The following is a 22002-nucleotide window of genomic DNA, read 5'->3' as shown; positions in this document are numbered from 1 at the left end:
CGCTCAACGTCGCGACCTTCACAAACCAACCCGAGCCTTTACAGTCTCATTTCAAAGCGGCGAACTCGACATCAATGGCAGCGAGACGGGCATCAGTGATGTCATCTCCGGCATATTGCTGAACTGCTTTGAGTGTCATGCCGCGAGCCATTTCTACTTGGTCGTTGGTAGTGAAGCCCGGGATATGCTTTTCGACGATTGCTTTTGCGACCGGATCGTCAAGCAGGACGCCAATCTCGGTGTCTGCCGTCGTGTACTTTTCCTTTGGTGCAGGGGCAGCAGGAGCCGTGGTTGGGGCGGCGGACTGGTCAGCCATTGCCGGGGCGGCCATGACCATCAGCGACGCAGCTGCCAATACGAACGAATTTTTGATCATCAGTCATCCTCAATCGATTCGGAGGCGAAACCCTCCCAATGGCTATATTGAACGATACCGTTCTAATTACAAGCCTCCCGATGGCCTGGACGTCAAGACACCCGCAGCTAAGGCTGGCACCGGCTGGCTGGGCACTTGACGTAGGCGTGCTTTTGGCCGGGCTTGCGCAGTCGACCGAACTGTCAGTATTCCCTGCCCGAAACCGATGCGACTTGAGGGACCGATGATGGAGTTGAAGGGCAAGGTTACGCTCGTCACGGGGCCGGACAGGGAATTGGTCGGGGCATTGCATTGGCGCTGGCGTCGGAGGGCGTCCATCTCTTGCTCGCAGGCAGGACTTCAACAAAAGTGGCGGAAACAGCAGACATGTCGGTTGCACGCCGTGTTCGGGCTGTAGCAGTCGCATGCGACGTCAAAGTCGCCGAAGACTTATCCCTGGCCGTCGATACTGATGTGCGGGAATGGGGCGGAATCGACGTGTTTGGTAAACAGTGCCCAGGAAGTACCACTCGGCGCATTGAACGAAGTGAGCGACGAGGCCTTCATGGCCGGCTTTCGGTCAGGCCCGCTGGCCTCTTTTCGCCTGATGAAGTTGGTTCATCCACATATGATAAGACGAGGTGGCGGTATGATCTTCAACTTCACGTCATCGGTGGGAATCCGGTGGGACAAGGCAAACTACGGATGTTACGGAGCTATCAAGCAAGGCACCCGCGCTCTTACCCGAGCGGCGGCATCCGAATGGGGGGGCGAGAACATTCGAGTCCTCACCATCGCCCCACACGCTGAAACGCTAGCCTTAAAGCAGTGGATCGACCAAAACCCGGGAGAGGCTGAAGGGTTTTTTAACACTATTCCGCTTGGTCATATCGGCCGACCCCAGGAGGACATCGGCCGGGCAAGTGCCGCCCTTTGCAAACAAGACTTGAACTATCTTACTGATGCGACCATTCCTCTCGATGGGGGTCAGGCTAACTTTTAGTGGCCGCCAGCATCGACTATGAAGCAATCAGGATTCTGTCGGCCATTCATCGCCCTGCGCCCGTCAACCCCACGCAGAGTAGGAACTCCGCCGGCAGGGTCGGGCGCGCAGAGTTTACCTGCTCTTCCTCGGAAAGGCCGTGTCTCAGCCCGTTCCACCGCTGTGGCGGCTACATCGTTCCGCCTCGGCAGATGAGGAGGCATCGAGGAATGAGATGTCTGGCGTGCTACTCTCCACCATCCTTCGCTCTTGCTATGTTCGAGCAGCCATCCGGAAGGACCGCTATCATTACCAACGTGATTACCCGTGTTCTAGGTCAAATCTCCTGCAACGGCGGCACCCACCGGTGAGCGAGATTGGAGCGACAGCGTCCGATAAGGTTTACCTTGGCATCATGCGGGACTTGGAAGACCGCAGAATGGTGCCGGGACAGCGGCTGATCGAGACCGATCTCGCGTCAAAATATGGGGTTGGACGCAATGCCGTCCGAGAGGCGATGCAACGTCTCGCCACTCGCGGTATTGCAGACCTGAAGCCCTTCCACTCCCCGGCAATCCGGTTTCTGGACGATGCCGAGGTCCTGGAAGTACTCGACGTGGCCGAGTACATGACGGCGTTGACCGCGCGTTCGGCTGCGCTCGGTTTCGATTCGCAGACGCACGAACGCATTCTCGCGGATGCCGTTGGGCAACTAGCTGAATGCACCGCAGGTAGCCTACCAGTATATTTCGGCCGCGCAAGACGTCGCTTCTATCGCGCTTTGCTGCAGATTGGAGGAAATAGGGAACTGCAGCGGATATTCCCTGCTGTCGGAATGCATCTCGTCTTTTCACAGTTCCACTCGCCGCAGCTGCAGACAGTGCGTCTCACGGACTACAAGCGGATCAGCGACGCGGTAGTATGCCGGGACGGCGACGCCGCCGAGGCAGCGGGCCGGGAACACACGCGCGCGGTCAGAAAGATCGTCTGCCAGCTGATGGAGGCTCGTAGCGAAGATCGCCTCCGCCGTACGCCGGGACCAGCCGGCGAAGTGCCTGACGTATCACCCGAGGCCAGATAGCGTCAGGTCGATCTGCCCGAAAGCATAATCCGCAAATCTCGCTTCAGGACTTTGCCGTTGGCGTTGCGGGGAAGTGACCCCGCCATCACTTCCACCCGGTCAGGCACCTTGTAGTCCGAAAGGCGCTCTGCACACCATTGTCGCAAGGCATCTGCATCGGCATCCGCCCCAAGAACTACAAACGCATGGACGCGTTCACCGAGCACGGGGCACGGCCGGCCGACCACTGCGACTTCGATCACTCCCGGGTGCGCCATAAGAGCGTTTTCCACTTCGACTGAATAGATTTTGTAGCCCCCACGGTTGATGACGTCCTTGCTGCGATCGTGCAGCTGAACGAAGCCATCATCGTCCATCGCTCCGATGTCGCCCGACCGCCAGAAACCGCCAGAGAATTCTGCCGCATCAGCGCTTTCGTTGTTCCAATACCGAGAAACGACATGGGGCCCCGCTATCCATATCTCGCCCCGTTCACCCGGCTTAATTTCATGGCCGTGCTCGTCCAAAATGAAGAGATCGCAATAGGGCAATGGGACGCCGACGTGACCCCGACGGTTGGTCGCTTCCGCAGCCGGCATTATCACGGACGGCGACGTTGTTTCAGTGGCACCGTAGATGTTGCAAAGGCTCAGGCCTGGGTTACTCATTGCCAATTCCGCCACGACACTGGCGGGCATCGGAGCGCCGCCAAACGCGCAGACCCGCCACGACCTAAGGTCAGACATGGCATGACCCGGTTCTCGCAGGCACAAAACCAGCATCGCAGGTACGAGGCTGGAGTACGTCATTGCTTCTATTCGCGCGATATCGATAAATTGCTTCGCTTTGAACGTCCGCTGGAGGACGATCGTTCCAGCAACGTGAAGAACGGTCATCAGGTTGAGCACTATGCCTGTAACATGGGAGAGCGGGACAGTGAGGACGGCCACTTCGCCATCAGCCAGCCCCATCGCATCGACGGCGCCTATGCAACTGGTGACCACGCCGAAATGAGTGAGGACCGCCCCCTTGGGCCGCCCGGTAGTGCCGGACGTGTAGAGGATGCACACCGGATCGTCCTCGTCGACGGGCCCGGATGGTAAAAACTCCTCGTCGTCGATTGCCAGGTTCCAGATCCGAGCGTCGTCACTGATCGAGATGCGGTGCTGCACTGCAGGAACTTCGGCGCTGTCCGGAATGTCCCCGTACAAGTCCGCTTCGTAAACTAGGAGGCTCGCGCCGGAGTCTGCGAGCATATGCGCCGTCTCCGGCCGCTTCTGCCGGATATTCATTGGCACGCAGATTGCGCCCAGCCGAGCTCCGGCCAGCAAGGCCACAACGAAATCGGCGCGGTTTGCCAGAAGCAGTCCTATCCTCGACCCCTGGCGGATCCCCTTAGTTGCGAACACGGTGGCTGTTTGCTGCACAGCAGCCGATAGGCTTTGGTAGGACATCCGAACCGCCCCATCGACCAAGGCAATCCGGTCCGCCGCCCTCCCCACCGCGGAATCCAGCATTTCACAAATCTCGCGCGGGCGCGTCACATAGGCCCTCACCATTCTACCGTGATGAAATTCGTGCCGAAGTCCAGTTAACTTCTGCATCATACCTCTCCTGAACACCCACGTAAAATTTCGAGTGACACTGCCTAGATATCTAGGCAGAAGCAATCCATTATTGTTCTACAATCTTGTTCCATCGGCTTGCGAGCGGCGTGGACCAGCGGTTTGGAGGAGAGTTCGATGGGCCACTGTGATCTGGAGGTTGGCGAGAAGATCGCCGCAAAGGTCGAAGCGTTTGTGCGCAATGAAGTAGTTCCTTACGAAGCAGATTCCAGAAGGCACGATGGGCATGGTCCATCTGATGGATTGATCGGCGAACTACGGGCCAAGGCGCGGGCCGCCGGAGTCCTAACCCCTCATATCGGGGAACAAGGCGACCATCTTTCACACCGGGCGACAGCCATCGTGCTGCAACGCGCCGGCCTTTCGCCTCTAGGGCCGCTAGCATTGAACGTCATGGCTCCCGACGAGGGGAACATGTACCTTCTGGGAAAGGTCGGCAGGCCCGAGCAGAAGGAGCGGTTCCTGCGGCACCTCATCAGCGGGAACGCGCGATCCGCTTTCCTCATGACCGAACCGGCCAAGGACGGCGGTGCCGGATCTGACCCGTCAATGATGAAGACAGTGGCGCGCCGAGATGGCAGCGGATGGGAGATAAGCGGCACCAAAGCATTCATAACAGGGATCAAAGGTGCGTCAGTCGGCATATTGATGGCACGCACTGATGCAGGAAGCGACACCACGGCGGCAACCATGTTTCTGGTAGACCTTCCTCATCCGGCAGTCCGGATAGAGCGGCTGATCGACACGATCGACAGCGCGTCCCCCGGCGGCCATGCAGTCGTGACAATCGACAAGCTCAGAGTGTCCGACGAACAGATCCTCGGCGCCCCCCATGAGGGTTTCCGGTATGCTCAAGTCCGTTTGGCACCTGCACGCCTGACCCATTGCAGCCGCTGGCTGGGCGCGGCTCAGCGTGCCCACGAAATCGCGACTGGTTATGCGACGACTCGTAGTGCCTTTGGCAAATTGCTCATTGATCACGAAGGTGTCGGCTTCATGCTGGCTGACAACCTCATAGCGCTGAAGCAGGCTGAACTGACGATCGACTGGTGCGCGGGCGTGCTCGACAGCGGCGAACTGGGGACTGTAGAAAGTTCGATGGCCAAGGTCGCCGTGTCGGAAGCGCTATTTCAAGTCGCCGATCGCTGTGTTCAGATGATGGGTGGAAAAGGCGTCAGCGGCGATGCTGTCGTCGAGCAAGTTTTTCGGGAGATACGCGCATTCAGGATTTATGACGGTCCAACAGAAGTTCACAAGTGGAGCCTTGCCAAGACAATCAAACGCAGGGCGATGGCGGTATGACAATGTCGAGACCTGACAGCGTCGCGACCGCATCGCTACCTATGGATGAAGCCAAGCTGTCCGCGTGGATGAGCGCTTGCGTCGAAGGCTTTCGCGGCCCTCTTGCCGTCAACCGTCTTGCGGGCGGGCAATCGAACCCGACGTATCGCCTCACCACGCCAGCATGCGACTATGTCCTGCGTCGCAAGCCACTAGGTGATCTCGCATCGGGTGCTCACGCGGTCGATCGCGAGGCGCGGGTAATGCGCGCCTTGGCCGAACACGGCTATCCGGTACCACGCATTCATGCGCTTTGCACCGACGAAAGCGTTATCGGAAGCTGGTTCTACGTGATGGACTTTGTTGAGGGTCGTGTCTTCTGGAACTCTCGTTTCGAAAACGTGGCAGCCGACGAACGGCCCTTGTACTTCGACGCCATGAACAGCACGCTGGCACTTTTGCATAGCTTCGATCCTGCAGCACTTGGGTTATCAGACTTTGGCAAACAAGGAAATTATTTTCAGCGACAAATAGGCCGGTGGTCTCGTCAATATGAAGCTGATGCTCCTATTGCAGGCCGGGATGCGGCGATGGACCACCTGCTTAAGTGGCTTCCTGCAAATATCCCGCTGACAGACGAAGTTCGCCTGATCCATGGTGATTATCGCGCTGACAACATGGTCTTCCATCCAACTGAACCGCGGGTAATCGCGGTTTTAGATTGGGAGCTCTCCACATTGGGAAATCCCCTGTCGGATTTCGTTAATCACGCCATGATGTACCATTTGCCGGGCAGTATCCTCTCCGGCTTGGAGGGAACCGATCTGGAAGCGCTCAATCTGCCATCGGAGGCCGCCTACATCGGCCAGTACTGCAAGCGGACCGGCCGAACGCAAATAACCGGTGTGAACTTCCTGCTCGCGTTTGCGCTGTTTCGTCTCGCTGCAATTTACCATGGAATAAGAGCGCGCGCACTACGCGGAAACGCATCCTCCGCCCGCGCACTGGAACTTGCTGCCGCCTATCCCATGCTCGCGACCCGTGCCCTGGCGCATGCGCATGGGGCTATCGCGAAATGAAAGGAATCGGCGACGGACTGGTCTCTGCCAACGACCGAAATTTTGAGTGGCATGTACATACCGGGTCACTCCCATACGCAGGTGCATCACCTAGCGTGGCACGGGTCACCCGTCCTTTGCATGGTCCACCGCACCACGGAGCCCGGCGCGCCTAAATTTGGATGGCGATAGTCCCATCCACTGGTGAAACGCCCTATTGAATGGGCCGGCGTGCCGCGGTCACCCGACTGTGATGGGCAATCCTCGGTACACCAAGGGGCAGGTTCATCCGATGCCCGTGCTTAGACAGAGGATAGGCCCAGCGACGGATACGGGTAGTGCGGTAACCAACCCGCGGATGAGAGCATGATCAATCGTCGTCGATCAGGCGCCCGCGGCACACCCGCCAAGGTCAATGTAACCGCTGGTCTTGCAGCCGGCGAAGGAGTAAACTCGAGCCGCGTTTCGGATGGCAGTCATGAGATGGTGTCATTCCGCCCTCAGCCGGAACCGACCCTTCATCAGAAAGGTCTGCCTCATTCGAGCCGCCTGTTGTGCAGCAGGTGATCAACGACGGACGGATCGGCGAGAGTTGATGTATCACCAAGATCGGCGACATCGTTCTCAGCGATCTTCCTCAAGATGCGCCGCATGATCTTGCCGGACCGCGTCTTGGGAAGATTGGGAGCGAACTGGATGAAGTCCGGCGTCGCAATGGGACCTATTTCTCGGCGGACCCAGGCGACCAAATCACGGCGCAGGCTGTCATTGGGCACGGCGCCTACGATGCTGGTCACAAAAGCGTAGATGCCCTGCCCCTTGATTTCGTGCGGCATGGCGACGACGGCTGCTTCCGCGACGTCGGGATGCGCAGCAAGGGCACTTTCGACTTCGGCCGTGCCCATGCGATGACCAGAAACATTGATCACGTCGTCCATCCGCCCCGTCAACCAGAGATATCCATCTTCGTCCCGCCGACATCCGTCACCAGTGAAGTAGTACCCCCTGAAAGTCGTAAAGTAGGTCTGGAAAAACCGCTCGTGGTCGCCCCAAACTGTACGCATTTGCCCTGGCCAGCTGTCTGCAATCGCAAGAGCCCCCTCCCCTTGCCCTCGGATCTCATTTCCCGCAGCGTCCAAAATATGCGCTACGACGCCAAAGAAAGGGAGCGTTGCGGAACCGGGCTTCAGGGCCGTGGCGCCTGGGAGCGGCGAAATCATCACGCCGCCGGTCTCGGTCTGCCACCAGGTGTCGACAATTGGACACCGTTCATCGCCAACGATCTTGTGGTACCATGCCCATGCTTCGGGATTGATCGGTTCACCGACCGAGCCGAGCAGCCGCAGCGATCGCCGGCTGGTTCTTTTTACCCATTCATCGCCTTCACGCATCAGCGACCGAAGCGCGGTAGGCGAACCGTAGAAGATTTCTACATTGAATTTATCGACCACTTGCCACAATCGGCTTGGATCCGGGAAGTTCGGAACGCCCTCGAACATCACGGTAGTGGCACCGTTCAGCAGTGGACCATAGACAACGTAGGAATGTCCGGTCACCCACCCAATATCGGCAGCGCACCAGTAAACTTGTCCAGGGCGGTAATCGAAGACGCACTCGTGTGTCAGCGAAGCCCATACCCCATAGCCACCGGTAGTATGAAGCACCCCTTTCGGCTTACCTGTCGATCCCGACGTGTACAGGATGAACAGAGGATCTTCCGCGCTCATCGCTTCAGGAGCACAATCGGCGTTTTGTCCTTCGGTGGCCGTGACCCAGTCCAGGTCACGCCCTTCGAACATGGCTACGTCGGCGCCTGTATGCGACAGAACGACTACAGTCTCAACCCCGGCAGAAAGCTTCAGCGCATCGTCGACATTCGCCTTTAGCGGGACGCGCTTGCCGCCACGTAATCCTTCGTCCGCTGTCAGGACGATCCTGCTGCCGCAATCCGCGATGCGTCCCGCCAGAGCTTCTGGCGAAAAGCCGGCGAAGACGATCGAATGAATCGCACCAATCCGAGCGCACGCCAGCATCGCCACAGCCGCCTCAGGCACCATCGGTAGATAGATCGTGACACGGTCGCCCTTCTCGACACCCCGCGCCTTGAGCAGATTTGCGAGACGACAAACCGCGTCATGAAGCGCTCGGTAGGTTATGCGCCGTTCTGCGTCCGCCGGATCATCGGGTTCCCACAGGATTGCCACCTCGTCACCGCGTGCGGGAAGATGGCGGTCAAGGCAATTCGCCGAGAGGTTTAATGTCCCATCACAAAACCAGGAAATCCCGAAATCAGCTTCATCGAAACTAGTCTTCTTCACGACCGTAAACGGTTTTATCCAGTCGAGCCGCTCCGCTTCCTTTCGCCAGAAACCTTCGGGATCGCTTACCGACGTATCATAATTTAGCCGGTATCCGGCCTCATTGATCAGTGCGCTGCGTGTCCATGCTTCCGGAACCGGATAATGCGAGGCTGTCATAGCTAAGGTCTCTAAAAAAATCGGCAGGGCTGTTGGCCGGCCCATGGGGCTTGGTCCCGAGTGTCTCTCTCGATGGTGTCGGTGCTTTAGTCATGCGTGAGACCAGGAATGTGGCCGGTTTTAACAATCGAGCCCGCAACGGGGCGAACGAAACCGACCCGGCAGCGAGGTTAATTTTTTCACCGCCGCTCCTGTGAAGTCATGGGTTAACGTATCAGCAGCGTCATGCCGCGACGGACTCCGCAAGCTCCGGTTCCGGCTCTGTTTGCGCCCCGGGGATGGCTCGGACACTCTCGCGAAGCATCGAGACCAACTTGGCGCGGTCGGGTGCAAGCGCCCCCGGATACAAAGCTGCGAGAGCCAGGGGCTGAGAAGCAATTCCGGCTGGCAGCAGAACCGCAGTAGCTTTCCAGCCTGGGGCGAACCCTGCCGGCCCGGTGCTGGAGCTTACCGCTTGGATGTCTCTGACCTTCCGGCAGGCATCGCCGTAGTCGAATTTTTGGCCAGGCGGTACTTCGGCAAGGAGCCTCCAGAGCACCTTGTCGGATTGTCCGGAGCCAAGCGCCGAAAGGAGGAGGAGGCCGATTTCGCTCAATGACAAATGGATGGAAGATTCCGCATCGACTCTGAGCGGATCTATCTGCGGCCCGGATGCGAGCTGAGCATCGCATTCACGATCAATTGGCGGAACGCTCAACCGCTGAACTTGCACGTGGAGCCGGTTTATCCCGAAAAGCCCGATAGGTAAGCGCGTGCTGTGCGACAGATCGTCCATAATGCGAAACAGCGTTCCTGCCGCGATCCCGCCTGGTTGTGTTGCAAGGCCGATTGCCGCGAGACGAGGCGCGGCGCGGTAATATTTTAGGTTTGAATCTCGTGTAAGAACGCCCGCATCGACGAGAGCTGATAGCAGCTCGGACATGGATGATTGCGGCACATCCAAGCTTCGCACGAGATCCATGACGGTCGCCTGCCGCTCGCCGGATGCCAGGTATTCCAGCGCACGAATCGTCCGGCGCACTGTCTTGGCCTTAAACGAGGTAACAGGTTGATCAGCGTTGCCCGCAGTTGGCATGTTCAGGGTCCAGTCACGCAAATATGTGCCATTTCCATTCCCAATGCACTTAAAACGCATGATATACAACTATTGGCTACGCATATGTGCGGCTTTTATCCGCCGAGCGGAAGTCATACTCTGCCGCCCGATCGCGACCGACGCTCACGAGGCGGCGCCGCTGAAAAGACTATCGCATGGATTGGAACCGTATTTGCGCGGCAATTTTAACCGCTGATCCGGCCCCAGGCGTTGGTAGTGGCGAGATTTGTATCTGCCGGATGGGGTAATGCGCGCGAAGGCGCACTGTCATGGATCAATGAAATGACCGGCGGGGCCGTGCGGCTGATATCGGCAAGCGCCAGATTAACAAGCGGATCGCCAAGTTGCTCGATACATGACGGACCGTCAATGACGGTGCTGCGGGACAGTAATGCAGTGAGTGCGTAGCAGAACTCGCCGTCGGCGATAAAGGGCTTTTATGCCTCCGTGTCCAGATGCCCGGCCGTGAAGGACCCGTTGGCGAAGTCCTCGAGCAGTGCCTCACCTTCTTCAGTGCGCATGTAGATCGGCGCGTAAGCCTGAGGCTTCTCGGCAAGCTCGATGCAGATGTGGTTGTAAGACTGAGTAGCCCATGCGCGAATGTTCTTCAGTCGGCCTTTGATCTGGCCAGTGCGGCCGCCCCCCAGCGTTGCCCTCGTGCCTGACGACGCGATGGGCGATCCGCGATGCGCCGAGGCAAGACCACGCCACAATGGCCGGCATGATATTTGGAGTGCCGGTAAGTTTCGATACCGTAATGGATAGCATATCGTCAATACAGACACGGGTGAACGTATTCGCCGGCGCCGCGCCCGTAGACCCCCTTCGTGAAGCGGGCCCTGATCTCGCCAACCGAACCGGGGCCGAACGAGGAACTGCAAGAGCGACGAGCGATGCCGATATCTCGCGTCCTACCGATTCAGCAGCGTATCCGCGTTCGAACTCGGTGAGCGGGCGATCAGGCGCACCGAGGTCGTCGCTGGTGTCAAAACACAGTTCCCGCGATGGACAGGAACCGCTTGGGTATGATCGGTGAAAAGGAATTCGAGGGCTATCGGGCTCGCCAGGCCAAGCTGCCGGGTGGCGGAGCCGCCATCTACCACATCGGAAGCCGTTGGTTCGAGAAATCAGATGCAGATCGGGAGGACACATCACTCCAGCGGCAGCGCAAGCGCAGCCATTGCGGATCTTCGATTTTGCCGACCCCAACCAGGAGGGGATCACCAGTATACCGGAACATACAGTCTCTATTATGCTGAAGGGACTCGGAGGATGACCAGGCAAAATCGCGCCTGCCTTGCCGGACTGCTGGTGACGAGACGAAAATGCGCGGCTAGAAGCGCATCGCGCTAAGTAACTATTGGAGAACAGACCATCATGAACAGTTCCGACCTGGCCGAGCATATTTCGGAAACCGCCGGTACCACCAAGGCCGACGCGCGAAAGATCGTCGATGCTGTTTTCGAGGCCATCGCGGAAGCGGCAGCCAACGGCGATGATATCTCGCTCCACGGCTTCGGCAAATTTAAGATCAAGGACAGTCCCGAACGCGAAGGCCGCAATCCGGCCACCGGAGAGGCGATGACGATCAAGGCTTCGAAGAAGCTATCGTTCGCCCCTGCTAAGGCGATCAAAGAGAAGCTGAACGCCTGACCTTCCATTGGTGAACCCGCCGCAAGCGCCGGGTTCATTCCGGTCATCGCCCGCGGCACTGCTCATAAGCTGGCGGAAAGATGTGTAGATCGTGGCCGAATGGCCATGACTTCGCGCACGGAACTTTCTATATCCATGGCATGTGGATCATGTGCCTCTTGGGCCGGCACCGGCCCTCTCCCGTTTCTATGGCGAGACATGCCGACGGCCTTACCGCGGCCTTGTGCGAACCTTGCGGTGTGCCTCTCACGCGGACTGTGAAGGGAGCTTGGCGCGCCGCGCTGCCGCAGGCATCACCGGCACCGGCGCGAAGCCGACATTGACCTCTTGAGGATTGTCCAACTTCCGGCGCGGCGGCATACCGCTGCCATCGCTGTCACCCCAATGCCAGGCGGGCTTCTTCGGTCATGGTATAGACGGCCTGGCGCTGAGCGCCCCGATTCTGATGATCGACGCGATACCCCTGGTAATGGCGACGGATCAGTCCTGCGCGCACCAGCTCGGATACCGCGCGGCTGACGTTCGTCCTCCCTGAATGGCGGATGCGCTTGGCGATCTCTTCTTCCACCAGTTTCTCCGCTGCTTCCGGTTCCGCGGGCATGATGCCCCTGATGGTGAGGTCCTGACGGACGCGGTCTGCAATGCCATGGCGGCGGGGATCGCGCCGGGCAAGTGGAACCAGCGCGTCACACAACCAATCTCTAATGGGCACAAGCGCTTCACCGACACGCACGTATGGTCCCGCCTCTCCCGTACGAGCGCCGGCTTGGGCTATCAGGTTGAGGACCATGTAGCTGTAGCGCGGCCGCTTACACACGAGCGACAAACGATCCAAGATCCCTGGCAGGTCGAGCGGACAGGCAAGCTGCGCGCGCACCGGATGTGGCTTGGCGTCAGCAACGAAGAGGTCGGGCTGGAACATAGCATGAATCAAAGCACAGGCCGAGTACGGTGTGAATCCCTAAACGCGCGGTCGTTACCGATTAAACAGCAGTGGCACTTCACCAGCGGCCCGCGCTGCGTTTGCATTGGCCTGAGACGGTCTAGCTTCATCATCTTGGCGGCTTATGAAGAGTCACGAGTGGCACTTTACCTGGCGGTAAAGTGCCACTCGTGACTCTCAACTTCTTCAACAAGCTCGGCGAAAATCTTGTGTCAGGGATGTCCCCCGGCTCGGAACCCTTGCCCGACCTCCTGGCCACGCCGCCGGCTAGCCCCATCGCCCGGGTCCGCTCGACGGGTCGGGCCGAGCGCAGTTTTATGAGTGCCTTTTTGCATCGAAGCCCTACCCCGGGCCTCGGCCGCTTTTATCCCGACGTTATCCACGATGAATAAACCGCCAATCGACAGACTTATCAACATGCGGCGAAAGCCAGCCATTCAATATAAGGCCTGCGGCAATTGAGACCGTGACTTGCGCCGAGGAACCTAGCGTGTCCGCTCGATCCCGCGCTGGGGCAACCTTGCCACTCCGTCTGGAGCTGCGCGGAAAGACCCGGCGGATTGCTGCACCGCGAGGGCGTTCGACTGGTGGGAAAAGTCTATCGGGCGGGGGGGACCGAACGGACCGGATCGGGCGGGGTCGACGCTCCGTTCTGGCTCCATACGCTTCTCACCTGTGGTTTCCAGCGCGCTGGACTTGTCGCCGCGGTGCCGCTCTATGGTCGAAAGGAGCCTGGCCCCGTCGTCCGTGAAAATCTGCATATCATTGCGAACGCGCGTCACCATGACGTGCATCAGCCGCTGTGTCGCCAGATTATGCTCCGAAGAACGCGCAACCCCAATGCCCTCATCGGTGCTCATGCCCTGCCCCTGATGCATGTTGATCGCATAAGCCAGGCCGAGCCGTTCGAGCATTTTATCCTGGCGATCCATGTGCAGCACCCGGCCGTCACTGGTCCGAACCGCGACCTGCTGGGAATCGACCGCCAAAATCTCCGCCTGCTCCGAATTCAAGAGCCCACGCGCCTTGTCACTCGCCGTCCAGCGAATGATATCTCCCGAATGCAGCAAAGGATTCATCTTCTCGAACAGCTGGACTGCGTCGGCTTTGCCGACCGGATCGATGCCCTGCGGATCAAATTTGAAATCCCGCCCCCTGCCTGGGCGCAGAATCACCTGGTCCCTGTGATCGCGCCCGATTACTTCGTAACGCCCACTCGCCAGTCCGACCCCTGGCATTCTGCGAACGACTTCGACCACTAAACCAGTCCGATAAGTGTGCGCATATCGCAGTTCCTCGCGGGTCGTGTTCACTTGCTGCAACGTCTCCAGGCGGACGCCGTCGCTGCGGATAGAACCTTCCTCTTTCAGGCCTTGCTGCACCAGTTCGTTCAATGCTGCCCGGGCAGTCCTGCCCGAGGCGTAGATCGCGGTGCGCGCCCGATCTTCAGGACTGCATGCGAGCCAGGCCGCAGCAGCCCGCTCCTGATATCGGTCACCCTCACTGTGAACCCGGTCACCCAGCACGTCGAACGCCTGCCTGAAATCGCCGTTCCGGGTGAGCGCCGCAACCTGCTGCATGTGGGGTGTCTTCTGGCGCTGGCTCGTATTCAGCCGCGCCATGTCGGGCCCGTCGCTTTGAATGAGGCGAAAGGCCTTGCCGGCATCGATGGATTGAAGCTGGTGGTGATCGCCGATCATGACCAGTCGAGCGACACCCAGCTTGTTCGTTATAGTGACGAGGTTGTTCATGCCTTCGTTCGCCACCAGCGAGGCTTCGTCAAGGACGAGGATCTTGCCCGCCAGCGTTTCGCGGGAAGCTTCGAACTCCTCGCCTGCCCCCGCCTTCGCGCCGCGAATATGCTCGTTCACGAAGGAAGAAACGGTGCGGGCCTCGATATTGGCCTCGTCGCGCAGCATCGCGACCATCTTGTTTGCGAACGCCAGGCCCACGGTCTGATGTCCCTCCTCTGCCGCGACGCGTGTCATTGCCTCGATAAGCGTCGTCTTTCCGGCTCCAGCGACGCCCTGGATGACAACGATGCGATCACGCGTCGACAGGGCCAGGGTCGCTGCAGCCAGCTGCTCAGAATTCAGGGGGCGGCTGCCGGCGGCAGCCTGCAGCCGGTCTCCTGCCTGATGTGCTGCGACGATGGGCACGCTGGATTTCCGGCCCTCGTCGATGCCCGCAAGTAGCGAGCGCTCGTCTGCAAGGTGCTCGGGCGTGGTCACATGGGTGAGCGTGCCGTCCAGCCGCGTGCTCTCACCTGCGATCAGCTGACCTGCTCCAACGAGATGCGTCACGCGGCGCTCCACACGCCCGATGGACACGCCGGGCAGGCCCAGGTTCAAAGCCGTCCGATGAACATCGGTAAGACGAAAAGCAGCCTCGCGTTGGCCAAGAATGCGGATCGCGGAGGCGACAGCCATCTCGGTGCGCAGTTCGGCAGGTGTAAGCCCTGCTCGGGCGACACCATTGGTCGTCAAAGGGTCTGAAGAACGCAAGTATGCGCCGACCGCGCCGCGCACCTGTTCGACCAGATCCCGGACTATACCAGAGATGCCTATCGAGCGCTCGGGCTCGGACCCGGCGCGTTCGATGGCCACCGCGAGCAATTGCCTGCCATCGAAGCCGAGCGCGGCGGCCCGTTCGACCCAATGGGCCCGCAAGGCGGTCCTGTTCTCGATATTGAGCTTGGGATCGCGCGAGCGCTTCGTGATTTCCCGCAAGCTCTCGGTATCGCTCTCGCCCTTGCCGAGTTGGGCCGCTCGTTCGAGGATGTCCTGGCGCCGCTGGCTGAACGCATCGAGAATCGGCTGGGGCACGCCTCGGATCTCGAATTGGCCGTGCTGCCCGGTGAGCTGCGTCTCGTATCCGAGCCGGGCGAGGGCGTCGCGAAAGGCTGCGTGATACGCCGATCCGATCAGCGAATTTTTTTTCCACAATTCACCGTTCCACAAGGCCTTCCACTTCCCCCCTGCCGCCTGGGTGATGGCAGCGACAACGACATGGATGTGCCCCTGAGGGTCCAGCTTGCGGCTCGTGTCGTGCTCGAACATGGCATAAACCAGATTACTGGTACGTATCCCTTCACCGTTCGGACCGCGGCTGTAATCGCGCGCTTCCGCCATGGTCTTTTCCACCCAGCTCATGGTCGCTTTGACGGCCGCCATGTGCGCCGTCAAAATCCTTTTGTCGCCGGCGATATAGGCCATGACACTCGCGGACTTTGGCATCGAAAACGTCAGATCTATCCCAGCCCGCCGATTGGCCGCGGGGTTTGCGGCAGTGCCGTCGGGCAGCTTTCCGTTCAGCAGGTTTTCGAAATCCGCCTTGCCGACTTTGCCGGTCAGGCCGAGTTGTTCAGCGCCCTTCCCCCCCCATTCGCTAGCCTGGGACGCGTGCTCTGCGGTATAGTAATCGTCCTTGGCGAAATAATTTGCCGCGCCGCCTGCGGAACGCACTGATGCAATGGAATGCATCGCTCAGCGCCCCGGTTCGAAGTCATCCGTGGCCGACCGGCCCGGCCGATCAGCCTCGTCTCCAAGGCCGAAACGCTCCTCTTTCGAGATCAGGCTTTCCTGATCGTCTCGACCGGTGTCCGAAAGCGCAGGCCCCCCACGGTTGTCCCGGTCTTGTCCGGCCGGGCACCCGGCGGCCGACACTTCGTCCCCCGATCTTGCCGCAAGCGACGATTTGCTCTCTCGCCGCGAATTTCGATAGGACGCGAACTCGCCCGGTTTGGCCGCGCTGCCTACGCCCTTGTCGCCGGTGCCTTGGTTTTTCGATGGCTGGTCAACCGATCGACCGGAAGCCGGCGGGTGCACGGGCGCCTCGAGCGGCAACATGAAATTAGTCTCGGGTGGAGGCATGGCGGTCGCATTCGCGACTTGCGACCCGCTAGCCGAATCCCGCAGGTCGCCAAGATCGCGCAGCGGCTTCGGTTCGCAGACCGGTCCATCCGTTACGCGTCCGCCATCCTGGCTAACGACATTGTCCCCGCCAGATACTGGGACATAACGGGCGGCGCGCATCGTGGTCACGCGGTGGAAACCGTGGGCAACCTGAGGGTAGTCCCGCCAAGCAAGCCGGACTTTGGCTGCGGGGAACCCATCGGGGAACTTGATGTATCCGTGGAGCGACGGCAGTTCCTTGATGTCGTCGGGCATCACGAGATGCTGCACTTCCTTGCGCGGCGTGATCGTGGATGCGTCCCGGCTGCGAGCATATCCGTAGCTGTAGGCCTCGTCCATTTGGCGCACTTCGCGGCTACCAATGAAGTCTGAGCACCGCTTCGCGGTTTCGATGTCGGAAGTGGTGAGGATCAGCTTGGTTCTCGCGAGCGATGCAAGCGCAATCGCCCCGTTCTCGCCATAGGTCTCGGCCAGCTTGCCGAACGAGTGGATTCCCAGCACGAATGCCCCGCCGACGCCGCGCGCGGTCTGCAGCCCATTCTCGATCGCGGGGAGGCGGTGCAGCGCGTGAACTTCGTCGAGCAGGAACCAAGTCCGCAGGGCGCGCGTGCGCCCCAGCCGGAACAGCGCATTGACCGCGATATCCATCCAGAGTGTCAGCAACGGCCGATTAAGAACAAGATCCGGATGACTGGAGGTGACGAACAGGATCGAACCTTCCTGCTCGCCCGCCGCCATCCATTCGTTGATCGAGAAACCTTTCAGCCCCGCGGGCGGGTCGGGAAGAAAGCGTAGGGCGTTAGCATGCGTGTTGAAGGTTGCCCTGATCGACTCTGCCATCTTCGCTGCCTCCGTGGCGACCAAAGGAGCCGCAACCGTGCTTTCGAGTTCGCGGCTGATGCGCTTGAGATCGGCCTGCATCAGATGATGGGCAAGCGCGCCGTTCGACGTCTCGCCGCGCTCGATCAGCTTCATGCACATTTCCACGAACAGCGTCCTCGCCGCCTTTTGCCAGAAGTCGTCTTCGGCGTTGTGCCCGCTGGGGATCAACGCCGTGGCTGCCGAAAGAAACTCCGCGTAGTTGTCGCAGTCGGAGAAGATGGTCCAGGGCTGGCAGCGCTCGTCCATCGTGTTGAGGATGATGTCCGTCTTGGGGTTGTAGAAGCTCTCGACGAAGCTCCCGGTGAGATCGAAAATCACGCAGCGGTGCCCTCGCTGGCGGGCCTGGGCGACAATGGACTTGAGCGCGGTGGTCTTGCCCGATCCCGTGGTGCCCACCAGCATGGCGTGGCTCTGCTCCATTCGCCACGGATAGGGCACCGCCGCGAGTGCGTAGGGCACGTGATGTCCATTACCCGTCCTATCGAGCATGGGCACCTTCAGAACCGCTGCCGGAGCGACCCGCGGCGTTCGCACCGCACATTCCTTGGCGAATTCACCGAAGTTGTACTGCCCGATCGCGCGCACGAGTATGTCGCGGGCAACCAAGAGCGCTCCGCGCTCGTGTCGCTCCTTGAGAATGTCCCGGCCGCGTCGGACCGAATAGTCGACGAACCAGATCGTCAGCGGTGCGCACAGGAACACCGAGCCCAGCCCGGTGGCGACGAGAAGCTTCAAAAGCATGATCCAGGCTGCAGCGACAGCAGGATGATCCGGCACCCACGACATCCGGCCGACAACGACCGAGCCATCTGGCAGCGTCAGGTGGACGACCTTGTCGGGATCGAGGTCGACCCAGGCCCAGGCCTCGGCAAGACCTTTCATCAGCAGGAGCTGAATTTCGTGCTCACGGAAATTGAATGAGAAGATGGCCACCATCAGGATGGCTGAGGTGCTCAGCCACACCACAAAGGGTATCCTGATGCCGCCCCCCGTCATGGCCCAACCCTGGGCGAAGAGTTGCGACCCTCGAGTGAAATTCCCCGTGTTACGGATCACCTTGCCGCGTGCGGAATGATGCTCGAGCGTCACCGGACGGTTGCCGAAGCGCAGATCACCGTCACGCATGGTATTCGCTCACATTGCGGGACGCCGCGTCCACGAGCCTTTGTACGTCTCCAGGATCGCGGTCGGTAACCCGGTCGATGCACTCCGCGACGAGGATCTCGAGCGACATCAGCGCGCGGCTGACGTTCACGCCCGTCCCGGAAATGATCATAGGTCCGGCGACGCGGACCGCATCTCTGAGTGCGTCCGAGCGGGAGTAGCCACGAACCTTTGCGACTTGATCGAGAAGGCGAAGCTCCTCGGACGTTAGCCGCACGCTGACGGCCATTTTCACTGTAGAATTGCTCAAGACAGGCTCCATCCATTGGGAGCCCGGTTCGGTTATCGCAACTCGATCCTATGCCGGTCGCAGATCTCTGTCCAGTTCATCGAGCCGCGCGATCGTATGACAAGCAAGTTGCTGATCTAGCTGGTAACTTGAGAGTTTTACATCTCTGTTTACCACTGTCATCGCGTCCACGTCTGTTTACACATTGATATTATGGGGAAAAAGCCACGGGCCAACCGTGTTCGGTGTGCCAATTTTTCTAAGGGACTGGCTACCCTGTCTGACACGTCTGCTCGTCCTGGCATTTTTAGGGCGGGTGGGACTTCCGGCAGGATCGGGCCGGCCGGGAGGCCGCACGAGCCAGCCGGCACCGGGGAATATCTGAACGACTACTTCGAGGCGATGCACGCGCTGTTGTTCCCTCGCATATGCCCGCACAGGGATGGATGGCCTCGACCAAAGCCTTGGCCTTTGAGCGCTGGCAAAGGGGGTGCAAATGCAGGACTGAGTAACCGCGATATCGACCTATTCAACTACGCTTGAGCACATCCTTCAGCATCGGTTCCTCGCCGATGTCTGTTCGGAGTTCTGGGGCCGTCAGGAATTCGACTTCGCTGACTCTCATAGCGAAGTGGACAACAGCGGCTACGATGTGATTATCCACGCGCGTGAGCTCACCCGGCACATCCAGCACAATGCTATGCATACGGGCGCGAAACGCCGGTCCTTTGATGTGCAAGCCAGGTTGGCGGACAAGGCTGACGGCTGCGTCGTCCTGATGGTCCATGACGCGCAGACGCTCGAGACGCAGGGCTACGGTTGGTTCGGCAGTGCTCCTGGCGCGGGTTTGCCGTGGATTGGCGACAGGGTTGTCCGTCATAGCAAGGGCAATGCGCTAGGGTTCAAGGCGCTGCGCCCGGCGCTAAGGGAAGTTTCGCTTTCGCAGCTTGAACGTCTCGAGAACGTAAGCGAACTCGTATCGCGACTTTTCGGAACCGAACGCCTCAACCCTGCAGCGGACCGTCGCCCGCGCCTAAAACGGCGAGCACCGGCATCGACACAATAGAGGGCCCGGGGGACGAGCCCGCCGCGCCCTGATGGCGCGAGCGAAACCGGAAACGCCGGTCAGACCACTCCGAGCTCGATGCCGCAATCGGCGCCCACGTCGGCGGGCCGGGCGTGCGCGCCCTCCGGAGAGGGCGCCGGGGTGCTTGGCGACCAAAGGGCGCAGGGCGGCCCGGGCCTCCCGCCGCGGTGGCCAAATCCGCCGGCGCGAACGCGCCGTCCGACCGGAAGGCAAGCACCGGCGCCGCCCGGAGGGCATCCCGATCGGTCCGCCAGAACGAGCCGCATTTCCCACTCGAAAAACGGAAGCCTGGCCGGGAACCGGCGAGGTCGCGGCGAGGTCATGGCCCGGGAGGGCCCGTATGAAGATCTACACTCTGAAGTTCGTGACGAGCGAACCAGGTCAGCCAGACATCGTCAGTTTCGAGGCGGCCGACCGGATGGCCGCGCTCGTGCTGGGGCACGAGAAGGCGGTACAACGCTCGGCGCAGTCATGGGACGCGGAACACCTATTGTGCACAATCCGGCGGCAGGCGCACGCCCGTGACATCGCGCTCCCAGAATTTACAAGGTCAGCGAGCGCGCTGGAAGTGACCAAAATCTCGCAGATGTAATGCAAGGCTATTGACGTCGGGGCGACGAGCACCTGGGCGCAGACCGTCCAGGCCGGGCACACCCCTGTCAACATCCTTGCCGCGCCCTGCCGCCTGTATGGTGGCAGGCCGCGGCGAATTTTTGAGGCCCGCGCCGATGTAAGGGGAGCAGCAAACGCCGCTCCCCGCTTCACGTCAGGCCGCCATTCGGGTGCCGACCTGCTCCCCATTCCCCCGCGTGTCCTCATCCCGCTGTGCCTCGTCGTCAGCAGAGCCCTTTGCCTCCTCATCGGTGATCGGGTCCGAAGCGCCGCTCGCGACGGGCGCGAAGGCCCGCGCATGAGCATGAACGGTTTCGACGCCGCCGCGCGCGGTATAGGCGGCTGGCGGGAAGCACATCCAGCGCGGCGCGCAGCGCGGCATGGCGATGCAAGTGAACATAAGTCTGGGTCAGCGAGATCAGTTCGGGCCGGACCGCCGCAGCACTTGCCGGGGAACCTGATCTATCTTCTGCCGCCGAGCGGGCCAGCCTTGCTGCGTCCCGGCGCGACACGCAGCCTTCGTGGACGATCACTTCGCCGTTGGCGCGCACATCGATATAGACATGGCCGCCCTTGCGCTTGGCAACCTTCTCGTACTCCCAGGAATGGAATTGACCATCGATCCCGACGACGACGACATTGCTCCATCCCTGATCAAGGGCGGTCTGTCTGCGCTTCTCGATTGCAACGTTCTGCAGCGACCAGAACGCCTGCGGATCGACGAAATAGCTGTCCTCGCCGAACAGGTCGGATGCCAGCGCGAGGCCGCTGCCCGCGACATCGAACAAGGCATGGCGGATCGGGATCGATTGGCCGTTGAAGAGCCAGGCTTTGATCTGGTGCCCGGTGGGCGCCCGCGCATTGTCGTCGTCAAGGAGCGCCAGCCATGCTTTCTGCTGCGCCTTCGACGCCAGCGTCAGGTGGCGGATGGTGGCGGCGTCGAGATCGCCGCGCTGATAGAGCCCCCGGATGCGGGGGAGCAGGTTGCCGAGCGCAAGGGTGCGGCGGACGACGATATCGGGGAGGCCGAACGTCGCGGCGATGTCCTGTGCGTTGCGACCCTCACGGATCAGCCGGGTGAAGCATTCCCAGCGGCTCACCTCGTCGGGATCGAGCCGGGCGATGTTCTCGATAAGCGAGGCCTCGACGGCGGCGGCATCGTCCCCGTCATCGAGTATCGCGCAAGGAAGGAAACGGACCTCGTTCTCGGCGCCGTGGTCGGTCGCTGGTTCTGAATGGCCGCGTTCATGCTTCCCGGGTTGACTCTGTTCTGAGGTTGGAGCTTCGACGCCGCGTTCCCCGGCGACGATCATGGCGGCATGGAAGCGCCGTGCGCCCGCAACGATCTCGTAGTGCCCGGTTGCGCCCGTGGGCCGAACCAGGAGCGGCTGGATTACGCCGCGCGCCCGGATCGTGGGGAGGATGTCGGAGACGTCGGGCGCCTTGCGGACATGGCGCATGTTCGCCTTGGAAACGCAGAGCTTGTCGAGGGCTATGAATTCGAGTTTCATGGGTATTGCTCCTTGTGAGTGGCCGGTCCGCCTTTCAGGTGGAATGGGAGGGCGGACCGGCTTTGAGGTGGGC

17 protein-coding genes and 1 pseudogene are annotated in these 22002 nt (G+C 60.5%); 7 read left to right on the top strand and 11 right to left on the bottom strand.

Annotated elements, in window-relative coordinates:
• Positions 1-46: 46 nt before the first annotated feature.
• Positions 47-376 (bottom strand): hypothetical protein, encoded by a 330-nt coding sequence (locus TQ38_RS27050; RefSeq protein WP_043975953.1) that lies wholly within the window; start codon positions 374-376, stop codon positions 47-49.
• Positions 377-667: 291 nt separating this feature from the next.
• On the opposite strand from TQ38_RS27050, the pseudogene TQ38_RS31570 reads away from it, so the two are divergent.
• From TQ38_RS31570 to TQ38_RS27040, 3 genes and pseudogenes are all read left to right on the top strand, one after another.
• Positions 668-808, top strand: a pseudogene (locus TQ38_RS31570) (hypothetical protein); the annotation flags it as partial.
• A 94-nt stretch (positions 809-902) separates the two neighbouring features.
• Complete coding sequence (locus TQ38_RS31565; protein ID WP_370059852.1) at positions 903-1358, top strand: SDR family NAD(P)-dependent oxidoreductase; 456 nt, start codon at positions 903-905, stop codon at positions 1356-1358.
• Between the two features lie 346 nt (positions 1359-1704).
• Complete coding sequence (locus tag TQ38_RS27040) at positions 1705-2418, top strand: GntR family transcriptional regulator (RefSeq protein WP_240198229.1); 714 nt, start codon at positions 1705-1707, stop codon at positions 2416-2418.
• 2 nt (positions 2419-2420) lie between these two features.
• Here TQ38_RS27040 and TQ38_RS27035 read toward each other — a convergent pair whose 3' ends face one another.
• Entirely contained in the window at positions 2421-3914 is a 1494-nt protein-coding gene (locus TQ38_RS27035; RefSeq protein WP_240198228.1) for a class I adenylate-forming enzyme family protein, read from the bottom strand.
• A 225-nt stretch (positions 3915-4139) separates the two neighbouring features.
• Here TQ38_RS27035 and TQ38_RS27030 point away from each other — a divergent pair, with 225 nt between their 5' ends.
• Both TQ38_RS27030 and TQ38_RS27025 read left to right on the top strand, forming a co-directional pair.
• Positions 4140-5324 carry an acyl-CoA dehydrogenase family protein gene (locus tag TQ38_RS27030; RefSeq protein ID WP_043975950.1) on the top strand — a complete coding sequence of 395 codons (1185 nt, stop codon included), beginning with the start codon at positions 4140-4142 and terminating at the stop codon, positions 5322-5324.
• Positions 5325-5365: 41 nt separating this feature from the next.
• Positions 5366-6382, top strand: a complete 1017-nt coding sequence (locus TQ38_RS27025) for a phosphotransferase family protein (protein WP_240198227.1) — start codon at positions 5366-5368, stop codon at positions 6380-6382.
• A 515-nt stretch (positions 6383-6897) separates the two neighbouring features.
• Here the strand turns inward: TQ38_RS27025 and acs are convergent.
• The 3 genes from acs to TQ38_RS30735 form a co-directional block, all read right to left on the bottom strand.
• The gene (gene acs / locus TQ38_RS27020) at positions 6898-8838 is read right to left on the bottom strand and encodes an acetate--CoA ligase (protein ID WP_043975947.1); all 1941 of its coding nucleotides are present in this window, start codon (positions 8836-8838) and stop codon (positions 6898-6900) included.
• A gap of 223 nt (positions 8839-9061) precedes the next feature.
• Positions 9062-9934: a helix-turn-helix transcriptional regulator gene (locus tag TQ38_RS27015; RefSeq protein WP_162792442.1), complete on the bottom strand. Its 873-nt coding sequence runs from the start codon at positions 9932-9934 to the stop codon at positions 9062-9064.
• Between the two features lie 437 nt (positions 9935-10371).
• The gene (locus tag TQ38_RS30735; protein ID WP_052505765.1) at positions 10372-10647 is read right to left on the bottom strand and encodes a hypothetical protein; all 276 of its coding nucleotides are present in this window, start codon (positions 10645-10647) and stop codon (positions 10372-10374) included.
• 664 nt (positions 10648-11311) lie between these two features.
• Here TQ38_RS30735 and TQ38_RS27005 point away from each other — a divergent pair.
• Positions 11312-11587 carry an HU family DNA-binding protein gene (locus TQ38_RS27005; RefSeq protein WP_043975944.1) on the top strand — a complete coding sequence of 92 codons (276 nt, stop codon included), beginning with the start codon at positions 11312-11314 and terminating at the stop codon, positions 11585-11587.
• Between the two features lie 376 nt (positions 11588-11963).
• Here TQ38_RS27005 and TQ38_RS26995 read toward each other — a convergent pair whose 3' ends face one another.
• From TQ38_RS26995 to TQ38_RS30290, 5 genes are all read right to left on the bottom strand, one after another.
• The gene (locus TQ38_RS26995; protein WP_043975942.1) at positions 11964-12509 is read right to left on the bottom strand and encodes a hypothetical protein; all 546 of its coding nucleotides are present in this window, start codon (positions 12507-12509) and stop codon (positions 11964-11966) included.
• Between the two features lie 506 nt (positions 12510-13015).
• Entirely contained in the window at positions 13016-16012 is a 2997-nt protein-coding gene (gene mobF, locus TQ38_RS26990; RefSeq protein ID WP_043975941.1) for a MobF family relaxase, read from the bottom strand.
• Positions 16013-16015: 3 nt separating this feature from the next.
• Positions 16016-18451 carry a type IV secretion system DNA-binding domain-containing protein gene (locus TQ38_RS26985; protein ID WP_043975939.1) on the bottom strand — a complete coding sequence of 812 codons (2436 nt, stop codon included), beginning with the start codon at positions 18449-18451 and terminating at the stop codon, positions 16016-16018.
• Positions 18444-18740 carry a ribbon-helix-helix domain-containing protein gene (locus TQ38_RS26980; protein ID WP_162792441.1) on the bottom strand — a complete coding sequence of 99 codons (297 nt, stop codon included), beginning with the start codon at positions 18738-18740 and terminating at the stop codon, positions 18444-18446. The genes TQ38_RS26985 and TQ38_RS26980 overlap by 8 nt, the downstream gene beginning before the upstream one ends.
• A gap of 508 nt (positions 18741-19248) precedes the next feature.
• A complete protein-coding gene (locus tag TQ38_RS30290) occupies positions 19249-19599 on the bottom strand; it encodes a hypothetical protein (protein ID WP_162792440.1) in 351 nt (116 codons plus the stop codon).
• 547 nt (positions 19600-20146) lie between these two features.
• Between TQ38_RS30290 and TQ38_RS26970 the strand changes: the two genes are divergently transcribed.
• Positions 20147-20398, top strand: coding sequence for a hypothetical protein (locus TQ38_RS26970; protein WP_043975936.1), 252 nt, complete (start codon positions 20147-20149; stop codon positions 20396-20398).
• A 265-nt stretch (positions 20399-20663) separates the two neighbouring features.
• Here the strand turns inward: TQ38_RS26970 and TQ38_RS26965 are convergent, their stop codons facing one another.
• On the bottom strand, positions 20664-21929 hold the full coding sequence (locus tag TQ38_RS26965) for a ParB/RepB/Spo0J family partition protein (RefSeq protein WP_052505764.1): 1266 nt from the start codon (positions 21927-21929) through the stop codon (positions 20664-20666).
• Positions 21930-22002 lie beyond the last annotated feature (73 nt).

Origin of the sequence: Novosphingobium sp. P6W (assembly GCF_000876675.2) — a bacterium.
Taxonomy (GTDB): domain Bacteria; phylum Pseudomonadota; class Alphaproteobacteria; order Sphingomonadales; family Sphingomonadaceae; genus Novosphingobium.
Note: the sequence above shows the minus strand (reverse complement) of the source record. Positions and strands in the feature narration are given on the sequence as shown.